Genomic DNA, 16,662 nt, shown 5'->3' with positions numbered 1-16,662 from the left:
TTTTCCGTTCGCAGCGCCCGGAATGATACCCCACCGGAAAGCGTTCCGCTCCGCTCCCGTCTTTCCCTCCGTTTTTTGCACAAACGTTTGTATCCGGGCATGCAAACGTTTGTCTGCCTGTTTTTCAGCATTTCTTTCGGCGCAACTGCATGGAAATATGCATTCTGCTTCACTACTTTGTGAACCTTTCACTGGCCACCCGGCCACGCGTTCCCGACTGAAAAACCAACCCCGTAATCATTCATTTCCGTTCATACCGCCCCGTATTCCGGCGCGTTACCTGTTTGATTTATAAATTAACTGAACATTCAAACAATTTATTAATGATTTGGATTTTTTGACTTAACATTCAATTAATCTACGTGAAGGAACTTTGCCTCATTTCTCCAGAAACACAAACCTGACAACATGAAAAACCCTCTACAGTACCTGTTAAGGGTGTCGTGCCTGCTGCTGCTTGTCTGGCAGGCACACGCCCAGCAAAAAATCACCGGGAAGGTTACCGACGGAAAGGACGGTCTGCCGGGTGTAAACATCCGTGTGAAAGGCTCGGCCAAGGGCACGGCCACCGATGCCTCCGGGGGCTATACCCTGGTCAATGTGCCGAACAACGCGGTGCTGGTGTTCTCCTCGATCGGTTTCCGGACGGTGGAAGAAGCGGTCGGCGGGCGGACGGTAGTGGATGTCGTCCTGCCCGCTGACGCCGGCGATCTGGATGAACTGGTTGTCGTCGGATACGCCACCCAAAAGAAAATCAACCTGACGGGCGCTGTCGACCAACTTGCCGGCAAAACACTGGAATCCAGACCGGTAGCCAACGTCATTCAGGGCTTACAGGGCGCCAGCCCCGGTTTGAACATTACCTATGGCGGCGGCCGGCCGGGTACGGTACCCACGATCAACATCCGGGGAGGTACCTCGATCAACGGCGGCGAACCCCTGATCATCATCGACGGCATTCCGGCCACGTCCAATGACATGCTCCGGCTGAACCCGTCGGACGTCGCTTCCTTCTCCGTTTTGCGGGATGCCGCTTCCGCTTCCATCTACGGCGCCCGGGCCGCGTTCGGCGTGGTCCTTATCACGACAAAAGAGGGTGGAAAGGGCCGGAAGAGTATTACGTATAACAATTTCGTTTCCTGGGGTAAACCGACGGTACTCGCGAAGCCCGTTACTGACCCGTACATTTATTCCCGGGTACTTGAAACGTCGACCGACAATACTCCCTGGGACTATGTCAACTATTCGGATGAATATTACAAGTGGGCGAAGGAACGCTCGGACAACCCGTCCCTCCCCGATACCCGCCTGAATCCGTCTGATCCGACCAAGTGGGCTTACATGGGCGCCAACAACTGGTATGACTACTTCTTCAACAAAGTCGGCATTTCACAGAACCATAGCCTGGCGTTTACCGGCAGTGCCAACGCCGATGGAAACGTACCGGTCGGATATTATGTCTCCGGAGATTACACGAAAGAAAACGGTCTGAATAAGCTCACAGCTGATTTCTGGGAGCGCTACGCCCTCAAATCCCGGGTGAACTTCTCGCCGCTCCGCTGGCTGAAGGTCGACAACAACCTTTCGCTCTATTCTACCCGCCGCGCCGATCCGACGTCTTCCATCACCGATGTGTATTACCTCCAGCCGACCGACGTGGCGAAAAACCCCGACGGAACCTGGGCCAATACCGGCGCCGGCCGCCTGGCAGCCCGCCTGACCGACGGTGGAAAGAACCGCGAGGATATGTTTGGTTTTCAGAACATTACGCGACTGACGGCCACCTTCGGCGATTTCTCGATTACGGGAGACGCTTCGTTCAAAAAAGAAATGTGGACCTACCACTGGGATACCCGCAAGTTCAACATCGGCTTCGGCCCCGGCGATATCCGGCAGGAAGGCGGCAACGGATCCGTGACCGAACAAAACGGCTCACTCAACCAGACCGTTTACAACCTGTACGGCAATTACAACAAGACCTTCGGCAAACATACCGTCGGCCTGATGGCCGGTTTCAACCAGGAGAGCTACGTATATTCCACCGTTAAGACCGAGCGCAATGTCTTGATTTCGTCTTCGCTTCCTTACCTGGGACTGACGACCGGCGATATTTTCGTCACTGCCGGTTACGATTCCTACGCCACACGGAGCGCCTTCGGCCGCCTCAACTATACTTTCAAGGAACGTTACCTGCTCGAAGCCAACGGACGCCTGGACGGTTCTTCCCGCTTCCCGTCGAGCAACCGCTGGGGCTTCTTCCCCTCCGTTTCGGCAGGCTGGATTATCAGCTCGGAACCGTTCTTTGCCGGCGCCCAGCATGCCATTCCCACGCTGAAGCTCCGCGCTTCCTATGGTGATCTCGGAAACCAGAACGTCGGGTACTACAGCTACCTGCAAACCCTTCCGACGGGTCTCTCCGGCTACCTCATCAATGGAGGTCAGCAAACGGTGATCACCGGTTCGCCGTCGCTCACGATCGACCCCCGGAACTATACCTGGGAGCGTGTCAACACCGTCAATGCCGGTCTCGACTTCGGGCTCCTGCGTGATAAAATCATGGTAACGGCCGATTACTACATCCGGAACACGAAAGGCATGCTCACCACCGGACAGGAACTTCCGGGCGTACTCGGCACGTCGGTACCGAAGCAAAACGCAGCCGACATGCGGACAAACGGATGGGAATTGTCGATCGGCTTCCGGGACTCGTATACCGTCGGCTCGAAGCCGCTGTCAGTAGATGCGAAATTCCTGGTATCCGATGCGCAATCGACCATTACCCGCTTCCGCAACGACCAGCAGTTGTTCAGCAATTACCGGGAAGGCCAGAAGCTTGGTGAAATCTGGGGGCTGAAAAACGACGGCTACTTCCAGAGCGCCGATGAAATCAAGAAGCTCGACGAAACCGCCATCATCCCCTGGGGAGCGCTGCAGATTGTGCAGGGATGGCCGAAGTATGTCGACCTCGACGGTAACGGAAAGATCGAAAAGGGCCTTTCTGCCAAAGATCCGAAAGACATGAGCATCATCGGGAATACCACGGCCCGGTACCGCTTCGGCATCAACCTGAACCTGAGCTGGAACAATTTCGACGCAGCTATTTTCCTGCAGGGAGTCGGCAAAGCGGATTACTACCCCCGTCACTACCTCTTCTGGGGACCCTACCAGCAGCCGTATGCCAACGTCTATCCCTGGAACCTGGATTTCTACCGGGCTACTTCCGAAACGGGAGCCGACCGGGAGCGCCACTCTGCTTCCTACATCGCTGCGGGCCTCGCCGACGCCAATACAAACTCGAAATACCCGGTACTTCAGTCGTGGCTCGCGGATGCCAACTACGGCGCCGGTCTGGATATTCCCCAAACCAAGTACCTGCTGAGCGCTGCATACCTGCGGGTCAAGAACGTTTCCGTTGGCTATACCCTCCCGTCTGCCTGGCTGAGCCGCTACAAAATCAACCGGTTCCGGGTGTATGTCTCGGGTGAAAACCTGTTCGAATTCTCCGCGATCAAGAAATACATCGATCCCGAGGCCGTCAACCAGGGTTACAGCGCCTGGGCGTATCCCTTCCAGCGTAAAATGGCAGTTGGTGTCAACATCGAGTTCTAACATCCCATGAAAAAATACCTGTTTTTCGCACTCATTCTCCTGACGTCGTGCAAGGACCAGTTCCTGGACCGGTATCCGCAGACGTCGATTTCTCCGGAAGCATTTTTCAATTCGGAAGAAGACCTCTCCCTGTACATCAACGGGCTTCTTTCGCTCCCGGGATCGGGCTCGTACCTGGCTTCAACGGAGCAGGGAACGGACAATGCCTCTACTACCGGCGCCATAGAGATGAAGACCATCATGACCGGTACGCCCAGCGCCCAGACCATTACCGGCGGATGGGACTGGACGCGGCTCCGGAACATCAACTACTTCCTCGTCAGCTACCAGAAAGCCAACGTATCGGCAGCGGTGAAGAATCACTATGCGGGTATCGCCCGGTACTACCGTGCAGAGTTTTACCTCGATAAGGTACGGCGGTACTCCAATGTGCCCTGGTACTCCGGAACGCTGAACCCGTCAGACAAAGACCTGTACAAAACCCAGGACTCGCGGACGGTCGTCATGGATTCGGTCCTCGCCGACCTCGCCTTTGCCGCTGCCAACGTACGGGAGTCTGTTCCGACAGGTACTCCCGGCAAATGGGCCGCCCAGCTGCTCTATGCCCGCGCGGCCCTGTATGAAGGTACCTACCGGAAATACCACGACGAATTAAGCCTGACAGCCTCAGCCGGGCCACTGCTCGAAAAAGCCGCAGCAATAGCCGGCGAGATCATCGCCTCGAAAAAGTTTTCGATCTATTCGACGGGAAAACCGAACGAAGACTATGCTACCCTTTTTGCGAGCCAGGACCTGCTCTCGAACAAGGAAGTCATCCTCGCCAACCCCTATGATATGGACAAGAAGCGAAGCGGCTCGGTCAATGGCGTAGTATTCGGAGACTATGAAATGGCGCCTTCCCGCGATCTGGTACAGGCGTACCTCATGAAAGACGGTACCCCCCTTTCGGCACAACCCGGGTACGAGACGTTTGGTTTTGTGAAGGAATTTCAGAACCGCGATCCCCGGTTGTCTCAGACGATGGTTCCTCCGGGCTGGGTTCGTCAACCCGACGCAACGCCTTATATTCAGCGTCTTAACAAGAATTTCTCCGGATATCACCAGTTGAAAGGATATATCAATTCCACCACAGCAGCGATTCAGAACGGAGCGGATTACCCTGTTTACCGCTATGCGGAAGCCCTGTTGATTTACGCGGAAGCTCTTGCCGAAACCGGAAAACTGACGCAGGCCAACCTCGATGAGTCCGTGAACCTGCTCCGTCGCCGCGCCGGTATGCCGGACCTGAACCTCGTCAAGGCCAATGCTTCGGTTGATCCCGTTCAGGCGGAGAAATTCCCCAACGTAACCGGCGCCAATCAGGGTATTATCCTGGAAATCAGGCGGGAAAAGCGGGTGGAATTCGCTTTTGAAGACCACCGCTTCCACGACCTGATGCGCTGGAAAGCCGGCAAGGTGCTGACCAAAATCCCGGAAGGCATGTATTTCCCCGGCCTCGGAAAGTATGACCTGACCGGCGACGGTGTCGAAGATATCATTCTCATCGACAAAGGCGCTTCCATCCCTGCTGAAGCCCAGAAGGAAAAGAACTCCCTCGGCGTGGTACTCGTGTACTACAAAGCCGGCGCTCCGGGTGAGAACGTTACGGTGTACCTTAAAAACGGAAACGCGGGCGGCGCGATCATCACGGAAACGACGACGCGGCAGTTTATCGATCCGAAATACTATTACCGTCCGGTACCACAGACGCAGATGCTTCTCAACCCGAACCTGAAACAGGTTTTTGGCTGGTAATTCTGCCTGTTCATCTTTGCGGGAGTCTGCTCGTCAGGCTCCCGTTTTTACCTGTTTTGACTATGCTACGTACGCTCGCATTCCTGTTTTTGTTTTCCGTTCTCACACCCGCGATGGCGCAGAAGGGAGCTAAAAAAGTTCTTTTCGTCATTGTGGACGGTATTGCCCCCGACGTCCTGAAGAAAGTCGGTACGCCCCGGCTCGACGCCATCGCCAAACAGGGCGGCTTCGCGGCGGCGTATGTCGGCGGAGAGCGGAAAACCTATTCCCAAACCCCGACGATCTCGGCGGTAGGCTACAACAGCCTGCTCACCGGAACCTGGGTGAATAAGCATAACGTCTGGGGCAATGACATCAAGGACCCCAACTATCATTACTGGACCATCTTCCGGTTTTTCAAGGAACAATATCCGGCGAAAAAGGCGGCTGTATTTTCTACCTGGCTGGATAACCGGACGAAGCTCCTCGGCGACGGCCTGCCCCAGACCGACCACCTGCGAATGGATTACTTTTTCGATGGCTTCGAGCTGGATACGCTTCATTTCCCGCATGACAAAGAGAGTCAGTACATTCATCGCATCGACGAAAAGGTCGTCGACACGGCGGACGAGTATATCCGTACGCAGGCTCCTGACCTGTCGTGGGTATACCTGGAATACACCGACGACATGGGTCACCGCTACGGCGATGCCGAGCCCTACTACGCGGCTATCCGGATGATGGACGAACAAATGGGCCGGCTCTGGCAGGCAATCGAATACCGGAAAAAGACGACGGGCGAAGACTGGCTGATGGTCGTCACCACCGACCACGGTCGTGATTTTCAGACCGGAAAAAACCACGGCGGTCAGTCGGACCGGGAGCGGAGTACCTGGATTGTAACGAACGCGACAGGTCTGAATGCCGCCTTTACGCAGGCGACGCCGGCGATTGTCGACATCATGCCGACCATCGCGCGGCACCTGGATGTGACATTCCCCAAGCAGCAGGCGTTCGAAGTAGACGGCGTTCCGCTGACCGGCCGGCTGTCTCTCTCTCAACCGAAAGCCGAAAAAACCGGAAAGAGCCTCTCCATCCAGTGGAAAGCGCACAATCCGGAAGGCAAGGTGAAAATCTGGATCAGTACAACCAACTACTTCGAGGAAGGCAAACCCGACCGGTACCTCCTCATGGGCGAAGTACCGGTGACGGAAGGAAAAGCAATGATTGATGTATCCCGCTTACCCTCATCCTACTACAAAATCGCGTTGGAAGGGCAGTATAATACCGTGAACAGGTGGGTGCTGGAATAAGTGAAAAGGCGACCAGGTGGTCGCCTTTTCTTTTTCATGGCATTTACAGGAATGTTCAGTTCCCCAATTCTTCAAGAATACCGGTCAGCTGCCTGTAAAAAGCTTCGTCGGCTATTGCTCCGGCAGGATCCAGTAAAACCTGCATCGCTTCCAGACCGTCTGCCAGCGCCTGTTTTCCTTTTTCGGTAACGGCAAGAAGCTGGATACGGCCGTCGTGGCGGTCTGACATCTGGCGAATCAGCCGGGCGTCAGAAAGCGCGGTCAGCGTCTGGCTCATGGCCTGCTTGGTGACGCCGCGGAGGCGGGCGAGCTCCGCCGGATTCATCCCGTCTTCAATCATCGACAGACTGGAAAACAGCCTGACGGTAAGCCCCTTGTGCCCTCGACGGGTCATTTCTTCCTCAAACCGGCTGACTATCTGATGCCGTACCCGCAGAAAAAGGCAAAGAAAATTCCGGACGTGTGAAAGTGAAACGGTCATACGATCAGGGTACCGGGATTACCTGGCGCCAGCGGCGACGCAGGTTTACGAGCCGGCGTTTGTTAACGGGTTGGAGAGGAAGGACGAGAATAAGCACCAAAACCGCCAGGCCTCCGAGAACGATGTACCCGAACAGCTCCTGCCCTGTGACGAGCACTGCCTGTACCTGCACCGATCCCAGCAACGCCTGCGCGCCGCGGGAATGAACGGCTTCAGCACCCATACTCGACGCCGGTAGTCCGGCGGCCTGGTACCGGGCTGTGACCAGCGGATCGAGCAGGTCCATCCGACCGGCCAGCGCCTGGGTATGGCTGATCTGACCGTAGTACATGCCCCAGGAATAGAGGGCGGAGAAGACCGCCGGGCCAATAAAAGATCGGAACATAATCATCAGCATACCGCTGTTGATCATGCCGACCATGGTCATTTTGTTGGCCATGTACAGTCCCAGCGCAACGAAAAGTACGAGCATACCCAGGCCTTTAAGCGCGTTGGGAAACCACAAATCGTGATCGCCGGCGCCGGGGTGAAACCGGAAGTACAGCAACAGGTGATAGGCGATGAATGCCCCGAATCCGATCAGCAATAATCCCCGGAAACCGCCCTTGTATTTAAACCAGAAGAAACACAGCACACCGCCTGCCAGCACGCCCGGCAGCATCCAGAGCGATAGCTCGGCAGACGTTACGTTGTCGAACCGCAATACCGTAGTCGTCAACGCCGTCTGAATCCCGCCGGTGGCAAAGAAAGCGCCCATCAGAAAAATCAGACCGAGCGCCACGCGGACGTTTCGGCTCTTCAGCACTGACAGATCGAGAAAGGGATGTGCGTGCCCGATTTGCCTGGAAACGAACGCGGTTAACAGAATCACCGTCGCAATCCATCCGCCCTGAATCCGGAGAGAAGACAGCCAATCTTCGTATTTCCCGAACGCAAGCACGTAATTCAGCGTCATCAGCCCCGATGCAAGCAGAACTACACTCAACCAGTCAATACCCTGAACAGGTACCCGGGTTTCAAGCGGTTCATCGTGATACATCAGCAGGACCAGCAGCAGGCATGCCAGCATCGCCAATACCATGAAATAATAGGCGTACGACCAGTTGTATGCATATGTCAGGTATGCCGTGAGCCAGGCCGAAAACTGGCCGATACCGATTGACAACGGGTAAAAAAAGGCGTAAAAACGGCCCCGGTCGCCCGTCGGACTCAGCATCATCATGATCGGAATGATCAGCTCGATCATGGCGAACATCTTAAAGAAACCGATGAAGAGGCTCGCACCGACGATTACCTCGGGGTATCCTGTCGTCGCGCATAAAACGCTCAGTCCCAGCGTTGCGCCGTAAGATACCAGCAGAATTGTCCGGGAATTGTAGTATCCCTTCACTTTCAGCAACAACGGATAGGCGACGACCATCCCGATCGTTGTCGCATAGTTGGCCATCGTGAAGTATTCGCTGAGTGTACCCATCGCCCCGACCAGATCAGGCGTATTGCTGGTATATACTCCGCTCATACTCAGCGTTGGAAACAGCAGGACGAGCAACGCCACCGGAATCAGGCCTTTCGGCAACCAGGATTGAAACGGGCTTTTCATAATCGGGAGGCAGCTTCCACCTCGGCATTCATGCCCGCGCGGAGCCGGGCGATATCTTCCGGCGCGTTGTCCGAGAAATCGATGCGAACAGGAATCCGCTGCTGAATTTTGATGAAATTACCGGTTGAATTGTCCGTAGGAACGGCCGAATACCGCGCGCCGGTCGCCTGAGAGATAGCCGTGACGGTTCCTTTTAATACCTTCCCCTCGAGGGCGTCGACCCGGATCGTAACCGGCTGACCGATGCGCAGACGCGCTGTCTGGGTTTCCTTGTAATTGGCGGTCACCCATTTCTGATCGGCGCGGACAATCGATACCAGCGACTGCCCCGGCTGAATCAGTTGTCCTTCCTGGATCAGTCTCCGCCCTACGTACCCGTCGTACGGCGCAGTAATCACGGTATAGCTGAGGTTCAGCCGGGCCATGTCGAGCGCGGCAGATGCCCGCTTGATACCGGCTACGTTGACATTGAGGCGTTTGCTGACTTCGTGTGTGGCCAGCTCTGTACTCTGGCGCTGTACTTTCAATGCCTGGAAACGGGCTTTCAGGGCGTCGTATTCTGTTTTAACCATGTCGAACTGTTGCCGGGATACCGATTCGTCCTTCAGCAGGTTGACATACCGGCTGTAATTCTGCTCCGCGTTGGCGAGGCGGACTTTCAGCTCTTCGATGTTGGCGTCGGCTACATCGGTATTGTTTTTGACGGTATTGATGGTGGATGTCGTCACTCCCTGACCCGCCTGCGCTTCGAGGTAGGCTGCTTCGGCCTGGGCGACGGCGATTTTCAGTTCCCTGTCGTCCACAACCACCAGCGTATCTCCTTTTTTTACCGCCTGGTGTTCCGTAAACCGGATTTCGCGTATGTACCCGCCGATACGGGAATTGATGGGGTTAATGAATTCTTCCACCTGCGCATCGTTCGTAATCTCGCTGTTTTGGTACCGGACAAACCGGTCATATGTCCAGCCGGCGCCGCCGGCAATCGCCAGTAGCAGGATGCCGTTGACGGTCCATTTCCGCAGGTTTACTTTCCTATGTTTTTTCTGGGGATGTTTTTCCGCCTGTGTTTCTTCCGGTTTCATGATGGTATTGATTAGTGAACAGGATTTCCGATGGCTTTTTGCAGTTTGTAGTAGGTCAGCTGGGCATCGACCCGACTGTTGAGCAGTTGCAGTTGCGCCTGCAGGAGCAGGTTTTGCGATTCGAGCAGGTCGCTCGACAGCAGTAACCCATTGCGAAACTTCGACTCTGTAAGTGTAAAACTCCGGCTCGCCTGCGCCAGGGCTGTTTCTGATACCCGGATCTTTTCCCGGGCGGAGATCCCCGACCGGAACAGCCCGAATACTTCGTTCCGGATTTGTTCTTCCTGCAATGTGTTCAGGTGCCGGGCCTGATCAATGTTGAGCCGGGCTTCCTGGATTTTTCCCTTCGCCGCGTACAGCGAAGAAATGCTGTAGTGAACCGAAACGCCCAGGTTGACAGCCTGGAGGAACGTATGCCGGTCCGGAATGACGTTTTTGTTCGGATTCAGGTACAGGTACATCGCGGAGGCGCTGACATGCGGGTAAAGCACGCTACGCGTTTGCGTCAGGTTCGATTCCGCTGATTTGATCCGCAATACATTGGCTTTCAGCTCCGAACGGGAGGTCTCAGCCTGGCCGAGCAGGTCGCCAAGCTGATCAGGCAAGGCATCCGTTAGCTTCAGGGTCGTATCGATGGCAACGGGTGTTTCTACCCCGAGCAGCGTTCCGAGATTAAACAGCGCTGCTTCCTGTGCATTGCGTACATCCACCCGTGACAGCTCCAGGTTACTTTGCTGGAGCTGGATTTTCAGCAGTTCGTTCGACGTCAGGATACCTTCGCGCAGCATGTTTTTGACATCCTGTTCTTTTCGGAGGAGCAACTCCCTGTTTTCGTCCAGGATTCGGGCCGATTGCATCAGTTTGTAGATGTTGTAATAAGAAGCAACTACGGCATACTCGATTTCGCGGCTGTCTTTTTCAGCGTCGAGGCGACTGGCTTCAGCGAGCAGTTCGGCAGACTTGTGGGCCGATTTTTCGGCAAATCCGGAGAAGATTTCCTTCCCGGCCGAGACCATTCCGATCGTCGACCAGAACGATGTCGGGGGCAAAGCGAACGCCGGCTCAGGCCCGCCCATGTTCAGTTCAAACGGAGACAGAATCGAAAGACGCGCGGCCTGGAGCGAGGCGCTTGTCTGCGGCAGCGCGCGGTCTTTCACCTGCCGGAACCGGGCATCGGCAATCTGAATGCGGTCAGCCGATACCTTCAGCGCCGTATTATTCCGGAGAGCGAGCCCTATTGCTTCTTCCAGCGGAATCCGTCTCTGGGAGTACCCCGGGACGGCTGTCAGCAGCAACAGGAATAGAACAAATCGATACATGGTTGTAACGGGAATAAAGTAAATGGTTTAATGTTTTGTTTATTGACTGTAAAGACTTTAACTATTTGGGCAAAAAAAATCAATTCTTCAGGTTCTGGACGATTCTTTCCATAACACTGATAACCAGTTGAATATCATCCGGGTGAATATCTTTCGCAGCGAGGGTGTACATCTCATCGGCCCAGGCAAGCAGGGTATCCTGCAGCAACTGCCGGCCTTTGGGCGTCAGAAAAATGAGCTTGTTGCGCCGGTCGGCCTCATCTTCCTGCCGGTAAACGAGCCCGCGGATGCTGAGGTTGTCGATCAGGTAGGTCAGGCTGGCTTTGTCTTTGACAGTCGCGTTCGCGATTTCCTGCTGGTTGACGCCGTCCTTGCCGGCGAGTGCATTCAAAACCTGAGCCATTTCAAATGTCAGGTCCACGCCGGTACTTTTGAACTTCTGCTGCATGAACTGCCGGAACGCCATAGTCGCCTGCGTCGATACCTTGAAGTACGACCGCGCCAAATCGATGGTTTCTTCCTGTTCTGTCATGCCTGTTTTCAAAAGATGCACAAAGGTATTTTAAATAGTCAAGTATTTAACTATTGGTGGTTCATTTTTGTTCTGTTTTCTGAAAAAAGTTTATAACTAATTCATTATCAAATAGTTAATTGATATCGTCACTGGAGATGAGTCCGTGTTTTTCAAAGCGGGGAAGCACCATTGATCGGCTGTGGTATTCAGCATTTGGACCCCTTCGGGGTCGAACGCCGGTAACCGCGGGCTGCAGCCCGCGAGATTTGGTCCATACGTAAAAACGCCCCGGGCGGTGCCTGCGGCTACAGTGTTCGACCCCTCCGGGGTCGGGGTGAATCCGGAATTCTGAATCTTACAAAATTCAAATCAATGCCGGAACGCACCCGGCGAAAGCCCCGCCTGTTTCCGGAAGAAATTGGAGAAGTGAGCGAGCTCTTCGAAGCCGAGGCTCCAGGCAATTTCGGAAATGGTCCAGTCGGTTTGTTTCAGCAGGATCTTTGCCTCCTGCGTCACACGGCCGGCGATGAGTTCGGTCGTGGTTTTGCCGAGGTTTTCTTTCAGGACTTTGTTGAGGTGATTGACGTGGACGGCCAGGCGGTCGGCATACTCCTTCGCTGTCCGCAACTGCAACCGTTGTACCTGCGATTCTATCGGAAACTGGCGTTCCAATAATTCCACAAAAAGAGAAGAAACCCGAGCTGAAGCGGTATGAGCCGGGTACAGAGCCGTCGCCGGCTGTAGCTTTTGGCCGTAGTGAATCAGCTCCAGAACGTAGTTTCGCAGCAGGTCATATTTGTAGGCATAATCAGACGAAATTTCCCGGAACATGCGCTGAAACACAGCTGTCACCTCGGCATAAGTATCGTCCGGAAGCTGGAAAAGCGGGTAGCCGCCGGGGTGGAAAATCGGCAGGTCTTCGAGGGGTATTCCGTTGCGCAGCGGAGCCAGGAATTCCGGAGAAAAAATACAGAAAAACCCGCTCTGGTCTTCCTCCAGCGGAATCCAGTGATAGGGAATTTTTGGTGTGGCAAAAAGCAGGGTATTCTTTTCGATCTCGATGACCTTATCCGCATACTCGGCCTTGTTCCGCCCGCTGATGAGGCTGATCTTGTAATAGGCCCGCCGGTTGTAAGGCATACGCCGGCTCTTGGTCGGGCCGAGGTCTTCCAGGCGGAATACGTTGAAGTGCCCGATTTCACGGTTGAGTTGCTCCGGGACGACTGCTGATGTCTCCCGGTAAAAGTCCTCCAGTGATTGCATGTTCGTCTCTTGCAAAATCCAAATATACGAACGCGATTCTCACCGCCCTATCCTACCGGTTTGCCGGAACCAGTTAACCGCCTCGGCGATGGCGCCTGAAACCGGCTGAAAAGGTACGCCCAGCTCCCTCGTCGCCTTTGCGCCAGAGTAGTAGTTGGAGACGCAGAGAATACGCGTATTCGTCAGGCTGAGGGCGGTGCGGATACCGCATCGGCGAAGGATACTTCCGACCAGTCCCGCCGCCAGTAATACGGCCGCCGGAAGGGTAATCAATTTCGGTCTGCGGGGCATATACTGGCTCATCTGCCCGAAAAACTCCCGGTAGCTCCGGTTTTCTCCCGCGAGCAGATATGATTCGCCGGATTTACCCCGGACCAGCGCCGCGACGACACCCTTCGCGGCATCCCGTACATCCACAAAGTTCTTGCCTCCGGGCGGGCAGAAAATCCAGCGCCGGTCGAAATGCAACGTGATAATACGTCCGGAGCTCGGTTTTGCGTCATAGGCTCCGATCAGGAACGTCGGGTGAACAACCACTACCTCCAGATCGTCCGAAAACCGTCGTACCCAATCTTCTCCCTCGCCCTTGCTGCGGGCGTAAGCGGAGCGGCGAAAAGGCCCGTTCGCCGGCATCGTTTCATCGCCCGGCCTCTCTCTGCTCCCGTAGCCGAGGGTATTTGCAGTACTGACATACACGAATTTTCGCACGCCGGCAGCTACCGCTTCTTTGAGAAGACAACGCGTGGCATCGACATTTACGGCTTTGTATTCAGCATATCCGAGCCGGTCAGGGTCGGTTATCGCGGCGGCGTGAACAACGGCGCCGCATCCGCGAACAGCCCGGGCGACCGCCCAACGATCTTCCACACTGCCCGGTACAATTTCAAGGCCAGGGCGGGTCAGCCAGGCGAGCCTGTCCGGGTCGCGGACAAGCGCCCGCACCGGATAATCACTCTCCAGCAATTGCAGGATGGTGTGGACAGCCAGCAGGCCGCTCGCGCCTGTAACGAGAACCGGTTTCATACGCATTCGATTTCGCGGCGGACCACCCGGGTGAGCAGCGGAAGGCGGATCCAGACCGGTATCAGTGTCATTAACAACCAGTTCAGGTGGTTGCTCCAGCCGACCAGGATCATCGAATCCCGGCGAAAGAGCTGCCGGATAGCCCTTTCCGCAACTTTCTCCGGTGAAACAAGGCCTATTTTTCCGATAAATCCGTGTTTTTCGATGCGGGCGGTGACGTTGTCGTTTGTCTTCATCGATCCGGGCATGACCACGCTGACGAAGACATTTGTGCCTTTCAGTTCCTGATATAATCCCCGCGTAAAATGATGCACAAAGCGTTTCGATGCCGGATATACGGTCTTGTAACCGATCGGACTGAAAGATGCCATGCTCGATACGTTGAGAATGTACGCCTGGGACTGCCGGAGCAGGTTGGGCAGTAACTGATGGGTCATGAGAGCCGTTGCTCCGACATTGAGCTGGATGATCTGGTCGATGTAGTCGACCCCGCATTCGGAGAACGGTACTGTGCCGCCGCGACCGGCGTTGTTGACGAGGACGCCCACTTCAAACTGTTCGTTGACCCACGTAGTCAGGTCAATGACGTTTTCTTTTCGGGAAAGATCTGTTTCATACGTCCACGCGTCGACGCCGCAGGTGCGGACCTGCCGGGCAACGTCCGCGATGTTTTCCTCCGGCAGCGCAACGAGTACGATCGAGAAACCTCTCCGGGCCAGTTCAAGCGCGAGGAACTTCCCAAGGCCCCGGCTGGCGCCGGTCACGACGGCAACTTGATTCTTCATGTTTTCATGTGCTTTTACGGAATTGAGGACAACCGATCGGAAAAGTCCCCCCATGAAGGCACAGGAAAAAAGCAGGTATCCCGGAAAAAAGAGGCGAATTATTCAGGCAACCTGCTGACTGTCAAGCCAGGTTGCGATTCCCCTGAAATGAAGAAACTCAGAGGGCAATGTCTTGAAGAAGCCCCCATGCATTCCAGGCAACGAAGGCAAACATACAGGCGATCATGAAGTAGTAGAACGCCTCTTTGATCAGTTTGGGCAGATAGTCTTGCATCGGAGCAGAAGCTGTTGAAACAAAATCAGTTATGAATTTCCCAACAAAAAGGATACCTGCCGGCACCATTCGATCAATGGAAGAAATTGCAGTAAAAACGGACAGAAATCAGGGAAAAACCGGGAAGAAAATACCCCTTTTGAAAGGGCGTAGCTGAATGCATTCCCCGCATGAGCCGCCCCGGCGAAAAGAAAGTGCATATGCTTTACGAAAGACCTGAAAAAGCTTTCTTTTGCGTAAAAAGGCAAGGCTCCGCAGGCCGGCCGCATTTTCCGTCATGTCGAATCTCAGCGTTATTATCGAAGAACGGCCGGCCGATATCGGCCATTTCCTGGTAGGCCGGCTCCTCCCCTTCCGTGACAAGCGGATGGTCGGTCCTTTTGTGTTTATCGATCACATGGGACCGGCGAAACTGGCTCCGGGGGAGAACCTGGACATTGGTCCGCACCCGCACATCGGATTGTCAACCCTTACCTTTTTGTTTGAAGGCGCTGTTTTTCACCGGGATTCCCTCGGCTCAGCGGTTGAGATCCGGCCGGGGCAGGTCAACTGGATGACAGCCGGAAAAGGCGTTGTACACTCCGAGCGTACGCCCGACCACCTGCGGGAAGAGGCAAAAACGCTTCACGGTCTGCAGATCTGGGTAGCCTTGCCGAAGGAGCTCGAACACATGGACCCTGCGTTTTTTCACCTGGACGCCGACGAGCTCCCCGCCTGGGAAGAAGACGGTCTTTCGTTCAAGCTGGTGGCAGGTAACCTGATGGGGCATACCTCGCCGGTACCCGTCTACAGCCCCCTTTACATGCTGGAAATCAAAAGCAAACAGCGGCAGGAAGTACACCTCGGCGACCATCTCTATGGCGAGGCCGGGCTGTATATCCTGGAAGGTAGTATGGAAAGCGAGGAGCATACCTTCGGGCCGAGACAGATTCTGGTAGCGAAAAACGCCCGCCTTTGCCACTTCACCATCGGGCCGGAAACCACCCTGTATCTTTTTGGCGGAGAGCCTTTTCCGGAAGGCCGGTATATCTACTGGAATTTTGTTGCGTCCGAACCGGAAGACATCGAAAAAGCCAAGGAAGACTGGCGGGACAACCGCTTCCCGCCGATGGAAGGCGAGCATGATCCCGTTCCCCTTCCGCCGAATGCATTTGATATCAAATTAAAAAAGTAGGGTTACGACCCTCTTCGCGGCGGTGCGATGGTCTGTCCTGCGCCTTTCCCACGATCCGCCAGGACCATCGTAAGGCTGCTTTTCGAGGAGTGCTTTGAATTCGGCTGCCTTCCGGATCAAAACGCTGTGCCTGTTTACGAAAGCAAAGTATTCCAACTCATCTGCTGAGGAAGGGTGACCTCCTCAAAGGCATACTCGTCAGGGGTAACATACTACTCGCATCAACCCTTTCCCATCTTTCTGCCTTGCTTATCAATCCAGCCGGACGATGCAGCACAACTTCAGGTCCTGTTGGAGCAGACAGGTCCCGATCAACCAGTTCCTTCCCGGCGCGACGAAAACGACATTTTGTATTTTCTTTCGTCAGGCTGTAACCTGTCCGTTTTTTTCCGGTTTCCATAACCGGAAACGCAAACAACGCCACTGAACCCGCTGCCGGATAAGACGTGATG

The 16,662-nt window shown here is 55.0% G+C and carries 12 protein-coding genes; 4 read left to right on the top strand and 8 right to left on the bottom strand.

From position 1 onward, the window contains the following. The first annotated feature begins 408 nt into the window (after positions 1-408). The 3 genes from BLR09_RS00485 (at position 409) to BLR09_RS00475 (ending at position 6,695) form a co-directional block, all read left to right on the top strand. Positions 409-3,609, top strand: a complete 3,201-nt coding sequence (locus BLR09_RS00485; protein ID WP_093196451.1) for a SusC/RagA family TonB-linked outer membrane protein — start codon at positions 409-411, stop codon at positions 3,607-3,609. Positions 3,610-3,615: 6 nt separating this feature from the next. Next, positions 3,616-5,403, top strand: a complete 1,788-nt coding sequence (locus tag BLR09_RS00480; protein WP_093196449.1) for a RagB/SusD family nutrient uptake outer membrane protein — start codon at positions 3,616-3,618, stop codon at positions 5,401-5,403. A gap of 62 nt (positions 5,404-5,465) precedes the next feature. Then, a complete protein-coding gene (locus tag BLR09_RS00475; protein WP_093196447.1) occupies positions 5,466-6,695 on the top strand; it encodes an alkaline phosphatase family protein in 1,230 nt (409 codons plus the stop codon). Positions 6,696-6,750: 55 nt separating this feature from the next. Here the strand turns inward: BLR09_RS00475 and BLR09_RS00470 are convergent, their stop codons facing one another. From BLR09_RS00470 to BLR09_RS00435, 8 genes are all read right to left on the bottom strand, one after another. Then, positions 6,751-7,176 (bottom strand): MarR family winged helix-turn-helix transcriptional regulator, encoded by a 426-nt coding sequence (locus BLR09_RS00470; protein WP_093196445.1) that lies wholly within the window; start codon positions 7,174-7,176, stop codon positions 6,751-6,753. A 4-nt stretch (positions 7,177-7,180) separates the two neighbouring features. Next, positions 7,181-8,776, bottom strand: coding sequence for an MFS transporter (locus tag BLR09_RS00465; protein WP_093196442.1), 1,596 nt, complete (start codon positions 8,774-8,776; stop codon positions 7,181-7,183). Further along, on the bottom strand, positions 8,773-9,858 hold the full coding sequence (locus BLR09_RS00460) for an HlyD family secretion protein (protein ID WP_093196439.1): 1,086 nt from the start codon (positions 9,856-9,858) through the stop codon (positions 8,773-8,775). The genes BLR09_RS00465 and BLR09_RS00460 overlap by 4 nt, the downstream gene beginning before the upstream one ends. A gap of 11 nt (positions 9,859-9,869) precedes the next feature. Continuing rightward, on the bottom strand, positions 9,870-11,177 hold the full coding sequence (locus tag BLR09_RS00455) for a TolC family protein (RefSeq protein WP_093196437.1): 1,308 nt from the start codon (positions 11,175-11,177) through the stop codon (positions 9,870-9,872). Between the two features lie 79 nt (positions 11,178-11,256). After that, positions 11,257-11,709, bottom strand: a complete 453-nt coding sequence (locus BLR09_RS00450; RefSeq protein ID WP_143010972.1) for a MarR family winged helix-turn-helix transcriptional regulator — start codon at positions 11,707-11,709, stop codon at positions 11,257-11,259. Positions 11,710-12,060: 351 nt separating this feature from the next. Beyond that, positions 12,061-12,954: a helix-turn-helix domain-containing protein gene (locus BLR09_RS00445; protein WP_093196435.1), complete on the bottom strand. Its 894-nt coding sequence runs from the start codon at positions 12,952-12,954 to the stop codon at positions 12,061-12,063. A 39-nt stretch (positions 12,955-12,993) separates the two neighbouring features. Beyond that, positions 12,994-13,977: an NAD-dependent epimerase/dehydratase family protein gene (locus tag BLR09_RS00440; protein WP_093197760.1), complete on the bottom strand. Its 984-nt coding sequence runs from the start codon at positions 13,975-13,977 to the stop codon at positions 12,994-12,996. Then, positions 13,974-14,762 (bottom strand): SDR family NAD(P)-dependent oxidoreductase, encoded by a 789-nt coding sequence (locus tag BLR09_RS00435; RefSeq protein WP_093197758.1) that lies wholly within the window; start codon positions 14,760-14,762, stop codon positions 13,974-13,976. Before BLR09_RS00435 ends, BLR09_RS00440 begins: the two co-directional genes overlap by 4 nt. A 551-nt stretch (positions 14,763-15,313) precedes the next feature. Between BLR09_RS00435 and BLR09_RS00425 the strand changes: the two genes are divergently transcribed. Further along, positions 15,314-16,210: a pirin family protein gene (locus BLR09_RS00425; protein ID WP_093196431.1), complete on the top strand. Its 897-nt coding sequence runs from the start codon at positions 15,314-15,316 to the stop codon at positions 16,208-16,210. The last annotated feature ends 452 nt before the right edge of the window (positions 16,211-16,662 follow it).

Source organism: Siphonobacter aquaeclarae (assembly GCF_900103285.1).
In the GTDB taxonomy this organism is placed as follows: Bacteria; Bacteroidota; Bacteroidia; order Cytophagales; family Spirosomataceae; genus Siphonobacter; species Siphonobacter aquaeclarae.
This window is presented reverse-complemented; position numbering and strand designations above follow the sequence as displayed.

Bases quoted from the DNA above. Each gene is read 5' to 3' on its own strand.
- BLR09_RS00435 (WP_093197758.1), bottom strand. From the start codon at position 14,762: ATGAAGAATCAAGTTGCCGTCGTGACCGGCGCCAGCCGGGGCCTTGGG.
- BLR09_RS00425 (WP_093196431.1), top strand. From the start codon at position 15,314: ATGTCGAATCTCAGCGTTATTATCGAAGAACGGCCGGCCGATATCGGC.
- BLR09_RS00470 (WP_093196445.1), bottom strand. From the start codon at position 7,176: ATGACCGTTTCACTTTCACACGTCCGGAATTTTCTTTGCCTTTTTCTG.
- BLR09_RS00445 (WP_093196435.1), bottom strand. From the start codon at position 12,954: ATGCAATCACTGGAGGACTTTTACCGGGAGACATCAGCAGTCGTCCCG.
- BLR09_RS00440 (WP_093197760.1), bottom strand. From the start codon at position 13,977: ATGAAACCGGTTCTCGTTACAGGCGCGAGCGGCCTGCTGGCTGTCCAC.
- BLR09_RS00455 (WP_093196437.1), bottom strand. From the start codon at position 11,177: ATGTATCGATTTGTTCTATTCCTGTTGCTGCTGACAGCCGTCCCGGGG.
- BLR09_RS00450 (WP_143010972.1), bottom strand. From the start codon at position 11,709: ATGACAGAACAGGAAGAAACCATCGATTTGGCGCGGTCGTACTTCAAG.
- BLR09_RS00465 (WP_093196442.1), bottom strand. From the start codon at position 8,776: ATGAAAAGCCCGTTTCAATCCTGGTTGCCGAAAGGCCTGATTCCGGTG.
- BLR09_RS00475 (WP_093196447.1), top strand. From the start codon at position 5,466: ATGCTACGTACGCTCGCATTCCTGTTTTTGTTTTCCGTTCTCACACCC.
- BLR09_RS00460 (WP_093196439.1), bottom strand. From the start codon at position 9,858: ATGAAACCGGAAGAAACACAGGCGGAAAAACATCCCCAGAAAAAACAT.
- BLR09_RS00485 (WP_093196451.1), top strand. From the start codon at position 409: ATGAAAAACCCTCTACAGTACCTGTTAAGGGTGTCGTGCCTGCTGCTG.
- BLR09_RS00480 (WP_093196449.1), top strand. From the start codon at position 3,616: ATGAAAAAATACCTGTTTTTCGCACTCATTCTCCTGACGTCGTGCAAG.